We start from the raw sequence: 12,954 nt of genomic DNA on the forward strand, positions 1-12,954 counted from the left end.
TCACGCCCCAGTCGGCGCTCTCAATTGAGCATGTCGCGCACCTTGGTCAGCAGCTGGTCGATCTCAAAGGGCTTGATCAGGATGTCCATGCCTTCGTCGAGCAACTCTTCGCCGGTCAATGCACGCTCGGCGTAGCCGGTCATGAAGAGAATCGGCAACGCCGGTCGCCATGCGCGCGCCGCCTCAGCCAGCTGCCGGCCATTCATGCCCGGCAGGCCAACGTCGGTCAGCAGGAGATGGATGGCGGCATCGCCGCGCAGGGCGCGCAACGCGGCCTCCACGTCCTCTGCCTCGGTACAGTGATAACCCGCATCGGAGAGCAGCTCGCGGGCCAGCGCGCGCAGCGAGGTGTTGTCCTCCACGATGAGGATGCTTTCGCCCTGCCCTTGCACCAGGTCGATCGAAGCATCGACTTCCTCTTCCACCTGCAAGTGTCCGCGCGGCAGGGTGATCCGCACTTCCGTGCCCACGCCGCTCTGGCTGCAGATGGATACGCGACCGCCGGACTGCCGCGAGAACCCGTAGATCATCGACAGCCCCAGGCCCGTGCCCTTGCCGATCGGCTTGGTCGAGAAGAACGGCTCGAACACGCGCTCCAGCACTTCAGGCTCGATGCCGGTGCCATTGTCGATCACCGCCACCTGCACATAGTCGCCATCGGGCAACTCGCTGTCGCCTTCCAGGCTGACCGTGGAGGTGAGCACGCGAATCTCGCCGCCGTTGGGCATGGCGTCGCGTGCATTGATGACCAGGTTGATGATGGCGTTTTCCAGCTGGTTCGCATCGACCTTGGCGATACCGGTGCCGTCCATCAAATCGAAGCGCAACTCGATATGCTCGCCGATGGTCCGGCGCAGCAGGTCGCCGAGCGAACGCATCAGCTGATTGATGTCCACCGGCTTGGGATCGAGCGGCTGCTGGCGCGCAAAGGCCAGCAGGCGATGCGTCAGCGACACGGCGCGGCGCGCCGAACCCAGCGCCATATCGGCAAAGCGCTGCACGCCTTCCACGCGACCCTCCGCGACATGGCGACTCATCAGGTCGATGCCGGTGATGATGGTGGTGAGCAGGTTGTTGAAGTCGTGCGCAATGCCGCCGGTCAGCTTGCCCAGCGCGTCCATCTTCATGGCCTGGTGCAGCTGCGACTCCGTGCGTTCGCGCTCGGCGATTTCCTGGGCCAGCTGGGTATTGACCGAGGCCAGGGCCGCCACATGGCGCTGCTCGCGCCGCCACTGCTCGGTGACATCCTCGACAAACACCAGGCCCAGGTCCGGCGCACGATACGGCGCGATACGCCACTCGATGTAACGAGCGACGCCGCGAATACTCATGGAGAAGGTGCCACGCCAGCGCTTGCGCTCCGACAGATGCGTGCGCAATTGCTCGATGGCATCTTCCTGGTTGTGCTCGAACGCCGCGGGCAACCTGCCGTCGTCCACGGCGCCGTCCAGCAGCCGCATGAAGGCCTCGTTCGCCTCATGGATCACCAGGCCCGAGTCCATCACCGCGATGGGTGCGATCGCGCTGGTGAAGATCTCGCGGAAGCGCGCCTCGCTTTCCAGCAGCGCATCTTCGGCAATACGCACACGCAACAAGGTGCGCAACGTGGCCAGCAGCACGTCCGGGTCCACCGGATGGATCAGGTAGGCATCGGCGCCCGCATCCAGGCCGGTGATCAAATCGTTGGTTTCGATCGACGCGGCCGACACGTGGATGACGGGCAGCAAGCGCGTCGGCGCCTGGCTACGCAGGTGCCGGACAATGTCGAAGCCGCTGATATCGGGCAGATTCACGTCCAGGATCAGGGCGGCAAACACATGCTGCGCCATCAAGGCGAGGCCGTCCGCGCCGGTGCCTGCCTCCAGCACGGGATAGCCGTGGCGCTCGAGCACGCGCCGCATCGAGTAGCGTGTCGCGGCGTTGTCGTCGACGATCAGCAGCGGGTTATGGCGTGGCATCGGCAGCAGCCTCCGGGAGCGTGCGCGGCAGAACGACGAAGAACACCGAACCCTCGCCCGGCTTGCTTTCCATGCCGACGTGGCCACCGAGCAATTCCGCATAGCGCTTGCACAGCGCAAGACCCAGGCCGGTGCCGCGCAGGCGCTTCTGCAACGGCGATTCCAGCTGGCTGAAATCCTTGAACAGATCCTGCTGCAGGTCTTGCGGGATGCCGATGCCGGTATCGCGCACGGCAAAGCACACGGTGCCGTCGTCCTGCAGGGTTGCCGACACTTTCACGGTGCCGCGCGGCGTGAACTTCAAGGCGTTCGAGATGTAATTGCGCAGGATCTGCGCCACCTTGCGGTCGTCGGTGTAGAGCTTGGGCATGCCTTCGGGATCTTCGAAGATCAGGTCGGCGTCGGTCAGCTCGGTGATCGGACGGAAGGTGCCGCGCAGCGCGGAGAACAGGTCCACCATGTCGAACCAGGCCGGCGAGATGGTGATGCGCCCCGCCTCGATCTTGGCCAGGTCCAGCAAGTCGTCGACCATGTCGCTCAGTTCGCGCGCGGCGTTGGAGATGTACTTGACCTGGCGATGCTGTTCTTCCGAAAGCTGGCCATCCATTTCGTCGGTCATGATGCGCGCGATGCTGAGGATGGAACCCAGCGGCGTGCGGAATTCGTGACTCATATAGGACAGGAAGCGGCTCTTCAGCTCGGAGGCTTCGCGCAACTGCTCGGCCTGCTTGTCCAGTTCGGCGTAGAGCGCAACCACGCCCTGATTGGTTTCCTCAAGCTCGGCGCGCAGCGACTCCGACTCCTCGCGCAAGCGCTCCAACTCCTCGCGCATGGATGCCTCGGAACGGGGTTCAGTGGATTCAGCCATGCGTCCGCTCCAGGGAGATCACCATGACGGTGGCGTCGTCGCGAATCCGATTGAAGTCGCGATGCAATACCGCGGCAATCACCGCCGGATGCCGCTGCCACAAGCCCGGATAATCCGCCATGCGCCACCTCGACTGCAGCCCGTCGCTATGCATGATCAGCAACTGCCCGATGATATCGCTGAAATCGAAGGCCTGGGCGCGTCGAAACTGCGCACCGACAATGCCGGGGTGGGAGGCCAGGCCGCGCGTGGCCTCCGGCGTGAGCAACGACGCAGAGATGTTGCCGATGCCGGAAAAGCGCAACGTTCCCTGGGCAGTGTCCACGCGAGCCAAGGCCACCGCACCACCGCGCGTACCCATCATGGCCTGGTGCAGATCGGCCATCAGAGCCGCAGGCTCGGCCAGCGGCTGGGCGACAAAGGCCTTGACGGCGGCCTCTGCGGCCAACGCTGCGGCTTCGCCATGTCCCAACCCGTCGACCATCAGGAACGACCAGGTGGTGCCCTTGCTCGCCAGCGCCCAGCCATCCCCGCAATACGCTTCGCCATGCAACGCCGTCTGGCTCACGCCGAAACGCAGATCATCGTCGGCCTGCTGACGCGGATAGAAACGGGCCAGCACCACCGCGCCGCGGCTATCGGCGTAGACATCCATCACCTGCGACTGGCGAACCACGGCGCCGAGCCCGATGCCCCGCGTGCCGCCGGTGGAGAAGCCGTCCGGCAGGCAATGGGCAAGACTGAAGCCCGGTCCGCGGTCCACCGCGATGATCTCGATGCCGCGCGTGCGTCGCCCAGGGACCGCTCGCAAATAGACCGCGCCTCCACGGCCATGCTTGATGACATTGGTGGCCAGCTCGGTCACCACCAGCGCGACACGCCCTGCGTCGCCATCGTCGAAACCCGCTTCATCGGCCAGCTGCTGCGCGTAACGGCGCGCCTGGCCGACCTGGGTAATTTCATCGATCGCAATGGCGACGCCGAGCGATCCGGGCAGCGTCAGTTCCATTTGGTGATGGTGACGCGCGTTCCCTTTCCCGGCGCGCTCTGTATTTCGAATTGATCGACCAGCCGCTTGGCACCCGCCAGGCCAAGCCCCAGGCCGTTGCCGGACGTCCAGCCATCGGTCATGGCCTGCTTCAGATCGGCGATGCCCGGACCGGTATCGCGAAAAACCAGCTGCACGCCTTTGCGTGCACCCTCTTCCACGATCGTCCAATCCATGTCTCCGCCGCCGCCGTAGATCACGGCGTTGCGCGCCAGCTCGCTGACCGCAGTCACCAGCTTGGTCTGATCCACCAGGCGCAAGCCGCACTCCTGGGCCAGCTTGCGCACGGCCTGGCGCCCGAGCACAACGTCCTGCTCAGAGCGGATGGCGTAGGTTCCACTGCGCGGCGTACTCATTGCGTCGGGACACGCTCGCGCAGAAGTTTCATGCCGCGCTCGACATCGAGCGCCGTGCTCACGCCGGACAAGGTGAGACCCAGTTCCACCAGGGTGATGGCCACGGCCGGCTGCATGCCCACCACCACGGTCTCGGCATCCATGATGCGCGACAGGCCCGAGATCATGCCGATCATCCGGCCGATGAAGGAGTCGACCACGTCAAGCGCGGAAATATCGATCAGCACACCCTTGGCCGAGGTCTCGCTGATCTTGGCCGAGAGATCGTCCTGCAGTGTCATGGCGAGCTGGTCATGCATGTCGACCTGGATGGTGACCAGCAGAAAGCTACCCATGCGAAGAATGGGAATGCGATCCATGAGCTTACCCGGCCTTCGTCACGCTCAGGCCCGAGCGCTTGAGCGCCAGCGCCAGCGCGTCGGCCAGGTTGGCCTTGGTCACGATACCGCCCAGGTCCAGGCCCAGATGCACGATGGTCTGCGCGATCTGCGGCCGGATGCCGCTGATGATGCAGTCCGCGCCCATCAGCCGGATCGCCGTCACGGTCTTCAACAGGTGCTGGGCCACCAGCGTATCCACGGTGGGCACGCCGGTGATGTCGATAATGGCGATATCCGAACCGGTTTCCACGATACGCTGCAGCAGCGACTCCATCACCACCTGGGTGCGCTGCGAATCGAGCGTACCGATCATCGGCAAGGCCAGCACGCCATCCCACAGCTTGACCACCGGCGTGGAAAGCTCGAGCAGTTCTTCCTGCTGGCGGCGGATCACTTCTTCGCGGGACTTCTGGAACGCGCGAATGGTGTGCATGCCCAAGGTGTCGAGCAGCTCGGAGATGGCCCACAGCTCACCTGACAGCACCGAGGGATTGCTCGCATAGGTCTTCTGCAGCAGATCAAACAACGGACGCTTCAGCGAAAAGATGAAGTGCGCCGTGTGATACGAGTCGAAGCCCTGCATCGCGCGGCTGCGCGACAGCGTTTCGAGGAACTGGCGCGATTCCGCCCAATCGGTCGTTGACAGGTCGGCCGCATCGCCCGTGGCCGACGCGCTCACCAGCAAGGCCAGGAATTCCTTCGCCTGGCGGCTCACGTCGTCGCGACTGATGCGGTTATCCGACAGCGAACCACCCTGCTCCAAGTTCGCGACCCACCCTGCGAGCAAGGCAGGCTCGTTGTTCTTGATGGCGTCGATGGTTGCCGGCTTGAGAATCGACATATGGCAGTCTCCCCATTGAATTCATTCATCATCCGGGATCAAGCAGGGCTTGGGAATAGGCGCTGAGCAAAAGGTCGATGTGTATGGAAATTTGACACGCCGTTGACGCTCACGCCCTTAGACAGAACGGTTACAGCCTTTCGTCCACTAAGCGACTCCATGAGCTCCGATCACGTCCTGACCATTCTTCTCGTCGAAGATGACGACGGCATCCGCACGATTGCGAGCGTGTTATTGGAGTCGCAGGGCCATCGCGTGCATGCGATGGCCAATGGCGAACTGGCTAGCGAATGGCTTAAACAAGGCCAGCCTGACGTGCTGTTTACCGATATCAACATGCCCGGCGGCATGAGCGGCGCGGAACTGGCGCGCCTCGCGCGACTGGCCCATCCGGGGCTGCGCGTGCTGATGACCTCGGGCGAGGCCGTGCCCGATCCCGCATGGCTGGCATCGGGCATTCACTATCTGAACAAGCCGTATGACCGTCGAACACTGCTTGCGGCCATCGACGCAACCGCCAAGGCCGTGGCCTGATCGATCACGTCCTGGCCGGCGGAGCCCCCATGCCCACCTCCGCCACCATGCGGCGAATACGCTGCAGCGCCCAATCGTGATCGTCGCGCGCAGCATTGCGCAGCACTTCTTCCGCCAGGCCTGAGAATTCCTGCCAGAACAAAGGCGGCTCCGGATATTTCCGGGCCAGTGCCTGCGCATAGCCTTGCAGTCGATCCAGATCGCTATCGAGGTTGTCGCGATTCTTGGTCATGGTGACTCAGCGACTCATCTGGCCAAAGTCTTCGGCGCCTGTGTTGTAGCGGCGCGACGTTATGCATCGCGTCGTGAACATGTCGGCTGCGCGTGATGCGCACAGCCCTCTTGCAACGTCAGCCTAATGCGACAAGTGGATCTGCGCCTCACTCCGGATGTTTCACATTTGAGCGGCAGTGCACTCACGAGCGGACCGCCATCGTCCTCGCACACCCCACGACGAGGTTATTCCCCATGAGTCAGCACGACCACGAAATCAAGGTACTGAACGGCCTGATCGAAACCACCATCGACAGCGTCGACGGTTACGCCGAAGCGGCCAAGGATGCGGAAAACGCCCAGTTCCGCGATCTCTTCCTGACCCGCGCCGCCGAGCGCCGCCAGGTCGCCGCGCATCTGCGCGAGGCCGTGCGTCGCGAAGGCGGCGAGCCTGCCGATGACGGCACCGTGCTCGCCTCGGCGCATCGCGTCTTCACCGGCCTGCGCAGTTCCATGAGCCATGGCGACAAGGCGGTGATCGAGGAAGTGGAACGCGGCGAAGATCACATCAAGGCCAAATACGATGAAGCGCTCAAGGACGACAAGCTGTCGCTCTCTGCCCGCGAATCCATCCAGCAGGCCTATACCTCGGTGCGCCAGGGCCATGATCAGATGAGTGCGATCAAGCACGCCGTGCAGTAAATCATTGCCATCTCGTTGACCTGCGACGGACGGCATGCCGTCCGTCGCTTTGCTTGATCACATCTGCGGCTGCTGCTCCGCCGGTGGCACCGGATCGCCAACCGGCGGTGGCTGCGGCTCGGGATCGGTCAATGGCGGACGCGCGGGTGTGGGCACCGGCGGCTCCGGGGGCGCGGGCGGCTCGACCGGACTGGGCGGCCCCGGCGGCTTGACCGGATCGGGCGTGGGCGCAGGCACTTCGCCGTGCGCGACGTACATGACGAATTTCTCGGCGATCATCGTTCGACTCCCGCGTAGACGCCTGCATCCTCGCCATTGGCGATTGAACTGCGTGCACGCACGGCGTGAATACCGATATTCACGGTGCGCCGTATCGGAACGATTCATCAGCCTGTACGCGCCGCTGTGATTGCTGCAACCGCAGCTGACTTGCACCATTGAAATTTGACTGGCTGGTCACTTGTTGGCGCGTAATTCTCGTTGCCATGCCAACGGAGGACCGACGCATGAAGACGCGTGCCATCACTACTCTCGCCATCGTCCTGATGACTTTTACGGGTGCGACGTTTGCGCAGACGCAAACCCGCACCGTGTGCGAAGACGTACCGGTGAAGCAGGTCAATTCCAGCGATACCCATCGCGTTGCAGGCACGGCCATCGGCGCCGTCGCCGGCGGCGTGCTCGGCAACCAGGTCGGCGGCGGCAAGGGCAAGACGCTTGCGACGGTCGGCGGCGCGGTTGCCGGCGGCGTGGTGGGCAACCAGGTGCAGAAATCGCATCAGGACAAGAACGCCACCTATACCACCGAACGCCGCTGCCATCAGGAGCAGTACTGATCCTCGCTGTATCACCGCCCATCCATCGCCCTTAGGAGACTCCTGCATGCAAACGTCCGTCTATTGCATGGCCCGCACCTCGGAGCAGGCTGAAGTGATCCTGCTGGAACTCAAGCAGGCCGGGTTCACCAATAACGATATTTCCGCCCTGCTGCCGGATCGCCGGGGCACCAAGGACTTCGCCCACGAACACAACACCAAGGCGCCGGAGGGCGCAACCGCGGGCGGCATCGCCGGCATGGGCGTCGGCGCTGCACTGGGTTGGCTGGCTGGCGTCGGCGCGTTGGCGATACCGGGCGTCGGGCCATTTATCGCAGCCGGCCCGATCATGGCCGCACTCAGCGGCGCGGCCGTCGGCACCGCCACCGGCGGCGTGGTCGGCAGCCTGGTGGGTCTGGGCATGCCGGAGTTCGAAGCCAAGCGCTACGACGCGAAGATCCGCGAGGGGAACATCCTCATTTCCGTGCACACGGAAAGCGGCAAGCAAAAGGATGTCGCCAAGGACGTGTTCAAACGCAACAATGCGGACGATATCTCGACCGCTTCGGAGGCGCGGGTGCACTGAGCCCGCGGCGATCCTGACGCCAGCTGACTCGACCCAGCGGCGGCAACGAGGTTTTCACACGTGGCTCACGACCGGAACGATTTGATCCGGCCATTCACCACGTACAGCACAGTGGGGGCAAAGACATGCACGCCAAGAAACGTCGATCCGGTTTCGTGATACTGGTGGAAGACAATCGCCAGAACGCGCAGGCCACGGGTGAATACCTGGAAAGCCAGGGCTATACGGTGGATTACGCCTACGATGGCATTACCGGCCTGCACTTGGCTTCGTCCAACGACTACGACGCCGTCGTGCTCGACGGCATGCTGCCCGGCATGGATGGCCTGGAGGTCTGTCGCCGCCTGCGCACCGAGCACAAGCTGGCCGCGCCCATCCTGATGCTCACCGGCCGCAACACCCTGGACGACAAGGTCGCCGGTCTTGACACCGGTGCCGACGATTACCTGTGCAAGCCATTCGATCTGCGCGAGCTGGAAGCACGCCTGCGCACGCTCATCCGTCGTGAGCGGCGCCAGGTGTCGCGTGAAGTCCTCACGGTGGGTGATCTCACCTTCGACACCGGCACGCTGAGCGTGACGCGCGCCGAGCAGGAGCTCACTTTGTCGCCGATCGGATTGCGCCTGCTGGCCATCCTGATGCGCGAATCGCCCCGCGTGGTCAGCCGCTCCCGCCTGGAACGCGAAGTGTGGGGCGAATCGCTGCCCGATTCGGACACCTTGCGCTCGCACCTGTACATCCTGCGTCGCGCGATCGACAAGCCGTTTGCCAACCCCTTGATGCACACCTTGCCGACGGCCGGTTATCGCCTTGCCGATCTCTCGCCCGCCGCCAAGGGCGCAACGCCGAAGGCGTCGGGCACGACTCTCGCGATGGCCTGATACAGCGCCCCACATGCACCGACGCGACGGCCGCCGAGCAATCGGCGGCCGTTGTTTTTTCGAGAATGGTGGCGTCAAACATCATCTCCACGCAGGCTGCACCTTCGACCACGCAAAGTTGAAGGCACGGACCAACACCGCCCCGCGCAAGCAAACCATCGACCGCAAGCGCCGCGATACCCGCCTCGCCGATTGGACGCATGCAGCCGCCAGGCTGATGCGCATCAACGCAGTCGCCCGGCCTACCGCATGGATGCACCCTTCCACCGATGACGCCACGCGGCGCCGTCCGCCATCAGCGAGGTGACCGTGCGTATCGCCCAGATCTCACCGCTCTATGAATCGGTTCCGCCCAAACTCTATGGTGGCACCGAGCGCATCGTCGCCTATCTGACCGACGCCCTGGTCAAACGCGGTCACGACGTCACCCTGTTCGCCAGCGCCGACGCCCAGACCCGGGCGCGATTGTGCGCCACGCGTGCGCAATCGATCCGGCTCGATCCATCGCCGCTGAAATCCGATCTCGCCGCGCACCTGACCTTGCTGCACGAGGTACAGCGACAGATCGATCGATTCGATGTGCTGCACTTCCATATCGACCTGCTGCACCTGCCGGCGTTTGAAGCGGTGGCCTCGCGCACCATCACCACCTTGCACGGCCGCCTGGATCTGTCCGATCTGGCCGACGCCTATGCGCGCTGGCCGCAGTATCCGCTGGTCTCCATCTCCAGGCAGCAGCGCGCGCCCATGCCGAATGCGTCCTGGCTTGCCACCGTGCCCCACGGCATTCCGGCCGAGCTCTATCGTGCGCACCCGCACTCGGGCGAGGGCTATCTGGCCTTCCTCGGCCGCATTTCGCCGGAGAAGCGACCGGATCGGGCGATCGCCATCGCGCGACGTGCCGGCATTCCGCTGCGCATTGCCGCCAAGGTGGATGCGGTGGATAAGGCGTATTTCCACGAGCATATCGCGCCGATGCTCGACGATCCGCTGGTGCAGTACGTGGGCGAGATCAGCGATGCAGAGAAAGAGGCGTTCCTCGGCAACGCGCGCGCCCTGTTGTTCCCGATCGACTGGCCCGAGCCGTTCGGGCTGGTGATGATCGAGGCGATGGCCTGCGGCACACCGGTCATCGCATGGAACTGCGGATCGGTGCCCAGCGTCGTCGACGATGGCTTGACCGGCTTCATAGTAAACAGTGAGGACGAAGCGGTCGAAGCCGTCAAACGCATCCCCAGGCTCAACCGCAAGAGTATCCGTAGCGTCTTCGAACGACGCTTCACTGCCGACGTCATGGCGGCCGCGTACGAGACGGTCTACCGCCAGGCCTTGATGGAGTCGGCCGATCTTCGCGCGGTAGGAACCTGAGCGGATGAATGAAGACGCGTTTACTCCCAATGAGATAACGGACAGCCTCAGCATCGGCGAAACGCGGGCGATGTTTGCGCTCAAGGCGGCGCACAGCTTTGCCGTGAGCGACGCACGCGGCGACATGCTGGGCGGCGCAGAGGGTATGTTTCGCAACGATACGCGCGTGCTGTCCCACTGGATTCTCGAACTGGGCGGCGAGCGCCCTTCCCTGCTCAGCGGCGCGGTGAGCCACGACAACGTGCTGTTCACCGCCGACCTCACCAACGAGCCCTTGCCGCCCACCGGCGGCAAGGCGGCGCCGGCGGGCGTGATCCATGTGCAACGCACGCGGCTGTTGTGGGACAACCGCCTGTTCGAGCAGATCCACCTACACAACTTCGACGACAGCGACCTGACGGTGCTGGTGCGCCTGCGCTTCCATGCGGATTTTCGCGACATCTTCGAAGTGCGCGGCATGACCCGCAAACAGCGCGGCGAAGCACTGCCCGCCCAGCTGCATGGCGACCACGTCCAGCTCGGTTATCGCGGGCTCGATGAGGTGTTGCGCAGCACGGTGATTTCGTTTTCCGAAAAACCGCATCAGCTCGCCGCGCAGCGGGCGGACTTCGAGCTGGCCATACCACGATTGGGCAGCACCTCGATTTACCTCGAGGTGGGCGACGAGCATCTGCAACCCACACGCGAACGCTACCGCAGTGCCGCCGCCGCAGCGCGCGCCACCATGCGCCGCCGTCGCCATCGTGGCGCCTGCCTGAAGAGCAATTCGCGCCTGTTCAACAACTGGCTGGATCGCTCGCGCGCCGATATCGCGCTGCTGGTAGCTGACCTGCCTACCGGCCCTTACCCTTACGCAGGCATCCCCTGGTTTTCCACGCCGTTCGGGCGCGACGGGCTGATCACGGCCCTGCAGACGCTATGGGTGGATCCCAGTCTGGCGCGCGGCGTGCTGGCTTATCTGTCCAGTCGACAGGCCACGCAAACCTCGGCATTCCGCGATTCCGCGCCGGGCAAGATCATGCACGAGACGCGCTCGGGCGAAATGGCCTCGCTGGGCGAAGTGCCTTTCGGTCTGTACTACGGCGGCGTGGACAGCACGCCGCTGTTCGTGATGCTGGCCGGCGCCTATGCGCAACGCACCGCCAACTATGCCTTCATCGACCAGCTATGGCCCTCGCTCAAGGCTGCCATGGGCTGGATTGAAACCACCTGCGATGCGCATGCCCACGGTTTTCTCGCCTATGCGCGCGGTGCCGAGGGCGGCCTGGTCAATCAGGGCTGGAAGGACAGCAACGATTCGGTCTTCCACGCCGATGGCCGCATTCCGCAGGGGCCGATCGCCCTGGTCGAAGTGCAGGGCTATGTCTATGCCGCGTTGCGCAGCATGGCGAAACTGGCCGAGCACCGCGGCGACAGCGACTGCGCGACACGCTGGCGCACCCGCGCCAGCGACATGCGGCACGCGGTGGAAGAGCTGTTCTGGGATGAGGACCTGGCCAACTACGCGATTGCCCGCGACGGCGACGATTCGCTATGCCGCGTGCGCGCTTCCAACGTGGGGCATCTGCTTTACACGGGACTGCCGCGCAAGAAGCGGGCGCGCCAGGTGATCCGCCAGCTCAGTTCGGCGGCCTTCGATGGCGGCTGGGGCATCCGCACGCTGGCGAACGAACAGGCGCGCTACAACCCCATGTCTTATCACGACGGTTCGGTATGGCCGCACGATGTCGCCATGGGCGCCGCAGGCATGGCGCAGTACGGCGAGCGCGCGGATGTGGTGCGTCTGGTCGGCGAGACTTTTGAGGCCGCCACGTACTTCGGCATGCGCCTGCCGGAGTTGTTCTGCGGTTTCCCCCGCCGCGCGGGCGAGCCGCCGGTGGCCTATCCGGTGGCATGCATGCCGCAGGCCTGGGCGGCCGGCACCATGTTCATGCTGATGCAGGCCTGTCTGGGTGTGGAGATCGACGGACGCCGCGGCATCGTGCACGTGCGCCGTCCGCGCCTGCCCCAAGGCATCGACCGACTGGTCGTCAACGGCCTCGAAGTGGGCGGCGCGCAACTGGACCTGGGCTTTGAACGCATCGGCGGACGCGTGGTGACCTTCCGCGAACGTGGCGACAACGACTTGCGCATCCAGGTCGAGCAATAGCGCTTAGAACATCGGATAGCAGCCCTGCACGCCGTGCGTGGTCAACATGGCGCCGATGCGCGCCGTCAACCAGTCCTGATCGAGCGGATCGCTGCGCTGCATCAGCTCGTCGGCGAGCTCGGCGAAGCGCGGCCAGAATTCGGTCGCCGAAGGATGCGCCTGCAGCAACGAGGACACCTCGATGTCCAGTTCGTCGAGGCTGCGTTCCAGGCGTAGTCGGTTGGGCTTCATGGGCGGAGCGTAAGCCCGGATTCA

The 12,954-nt window shown here is 64.3% G+C and carries 16 protein-coding genes; 7 read left to right on the top strand and 9 right to left on the bottom strand.

Annotation, left to right across the window (positions count from 1 at the left end; genetic code table 11):
* Window positions 1-20: 20 nt before the first annotated feature.
* Genes AC1DE1_RS05065 through AC1DE1_RS05090 form a run of 6 tightly spaced genes read right to left on the bottom strand, consistent with a single transcriptional unit; the run spans window position 21 to window position 5,451 of the window.
* Window positions 21-1,958: a hybrid sensor histidine kinase/response regulator gene (locus AC1DE1_RS05065; RefSeq protein WP_477175574.1), complete on the bottom strand. Its 1,938-nt coding sequence runs from the start codon at window positions 1,956-1,958 to the stop codon at window positions 21-23.
* On the bottom strand, window positions 1,945-2,826 hold the full coding sequence (locus tag AC1DE1_RS05070; protein WP_477175575.1) for a sensor histidine kinase: 882 nt from the start codon (window positions 2,824-2,826) through the stop codon (window positions 1,945-1,947). The genes AC1DE1_RS05065 and AC1DE1_RS05070 overlap by 14 nt, the downstream gene beginning before the upstream one ends.
* Window positions 2,819-3,835 carry an ATP-binding protein gene (locus AC1DE1_RS05075; RefSeq protein ID WP_477175576.1) on the bottom strand — a complete coding sequence of 339 codons (1,017 nt, stop codon included), beginning with the start codon at window positions 3,833-3,835 and terminating at the stop codon, window positions 2,819-2,821. The genes AC1DE1_RS05070 and AC1DE1_RS05075 overlap by 8 nt, the downstream gene beginning before the upstream one ends.
* Complete coding sequence (locus AC1DE1_RS05080) at window positions 3,826-4,230, bottom strand: anti-sigma regulatory factor (protein ID WP_441602234.1); 405 nt, start codon at window positions 4,228-4,230, stop codon at window positions 3,826-3,828. Before AC1DE1_RS05080 ends, AC1DE1_RS05075 begins: the two co-directional genes overlap by 10 nt.
* A complete protein-coding gene (locus AC1DE1_RS05085) occupies window positions 4,227-4,589 on the bottom strand; it encodes an STAS domain-containing protein (protein ID WP_441602235.1) in 363 nt (120 codons plus the stop codon). The genes AC1DE1_RS05080 and AC1DE1_RS05085 overlap by 4 nt, the downstream gene beginning before the upstream one ends.
* Window positions 4,590-4,593: 4 nt before the next feature.
* On the bottom strand, window positions 4,594-5,451 hold the full coding sequence (locus AC1DE1_RS05090) for an STAS domain-containing protein (RefSeq protein WP_441602236.1): 858 nt from the start codon (window positions 5,449-5,451) through the stop codon (window positions 4,594-4,596).
* 159 nt (window positions 5,452-5,610) lie between these two features.
* Between AC1DE1_RS05090 and AC1DE1_RS05095 the strand changes: the two genes are divergently transcribed.
* On the top strand, window positions 5,611-5,985 hold the full coding sequence (locus AC1DE1_RS05095; protein WP_441602237.1) for a response regulator: 375 nt from the start codon (window positions 5,611-5,613) through the stop codon (window positions 5,983-5,985).
* Between the two features lie 4 nt (window positions 5,986-5,989).
* Here the strand turns inward: AC1DE1_RS05095 and AC1DE1_RS05100 are convergent, their stop codons facing one another.
* Entirely contained in the window at window positions 5,990-6,217 is a 228-nt protein-coding gene (locus AC1DE1_RS05100) for a hypothetical protein (RefSeq protein ID WP_441602238.1), read from the bottom strand.
* Window positions 6,218-6,453: 236 nt separating this feature from the next.
* Here AC1DE1_RS05100 and AC1DE1_RS05105 point away from each other — a divergent pair, with 236 nt between their 5' ends.
* Window positions 6,454-6,900 carry a ferritin-like domain-containing protein gene (locus AC1DE1_RS05105; RefSeq protein ID WP_441602239.1) on the top strand — a complete coding sequence of 149 codons (447 nt, stop codon included), beginning with the start codon at window positions 6,454-6,456 and terminating at the stop codon, window positions 6,898-6,900.
* Between the two features lie 57 nt (window positions 6,901-6,957).
* Here the strand turns inward: AC1DE1_RS05105 and AC1DE1_RS05110 are convergent, their stop codons facing one another.
* Window positions 6,958-7,179 carry a hypothetical protein gene (locus AC1DE1_RS05110; protein ID WP_477175578.1) on the bottom strand — a complete coding sequence of 74 codons (222 nt, stop codon included), beginning with the start codon at window positions 7,177-7,179 and terminating at the stop codon, window positions 6,958-6,960.
* A gap of 266 nt (window positions 7,180-7,445) precedes the next feature.
* Between AC1DE1_RS05110 and AC1DE1_RS05115 the strand changes: the two genes are divergently transcribed.
* From AC1DE1_RS05115 to AC1DE1_RS05135, 5 genes are all read left to right on the top strand, one after another.
* Window positions 7,446-7,736 carry a glycine zipper 2TM domain-containing protein gene (locus AC1DE1_RS05115; RefSeq protein ID WP_441602446.1) on the top strand — a complete coding sequence of 97 codons (291 nt, stop codon included), beginning with the start codon at window positions 7,446-7,448 and terminating at the stop codon, window positions 7,734-7,736.
* 46 nt (window positions 7,737-7,782) lie between these two features.
* A complete protein-coding gene (locus tag AC1DE1_RS05120) occupies window positions 7,783-8,301 on the top strand; it encodes a hypothetical protein (RefSeq protein WP_441602241.1) in 519 nt (172 codons plus the stop codon).
* Between the two features lie 125 nt (window positions 8,302-8,426).
* Window positions 8,427-9,182, top strand: a complete 756-nt coding sequence (locus tag AC1DE1_RS05125) for a response regulator transcription factor (protein WP_441602242.1) — start codon at window positions 8,427-8,429, stop codon at window positions 9,180-9,182.
* 309 nt (window positions 9,183-9,491) lie between these two features.
* Window positions 9,492-10,550, top strand: a complete 1,059-nt coding sequence (locus AC1DE1_RS05130) for a glycosyltransferase family 4 protein (protein WP_441602243.1) — start codon at window positions 9,492-9,494, stop codon at window positions 10,548-10,550.
* Between the two features lie 4 nt (window positions 10,551-10,554).
* On the top strand, window positions 10,555-12,699 hold the full coding sequence (locus AC1DE1_RS05135; protein ID WP_441602244.1) for an amylo-alpha-1,6-glucosidase: 2,145 nt from the start codon (window positions 10,555-10,557) through the stop codon (window positions 12,697-12,699).
* A 3-nt stretch (window positions 12,700-12,702) separates the two neighbouring features.
* Here the strand turns inward: AC1DE1_RS05135 and AC1DE1_RS05140 are convergent, their stop codons facing one another.
* Window positions 12,703-12,930 (bottom strand): hypothetical protein, encoded by a 228-nt coding sequence (locus AC1DE1_RS05140; protein ID WP_441602245.1) that lies wholly within the window; start codon window positions 12,928-12,930, stop codon window positions 12,703-12,705.
* Between the last annotated feature and the right edge of the window lie 24 nt (window positions 12,931-12,954).

The organism is Dyella sp. 05T440 (genome assembly GCF_056395965.1).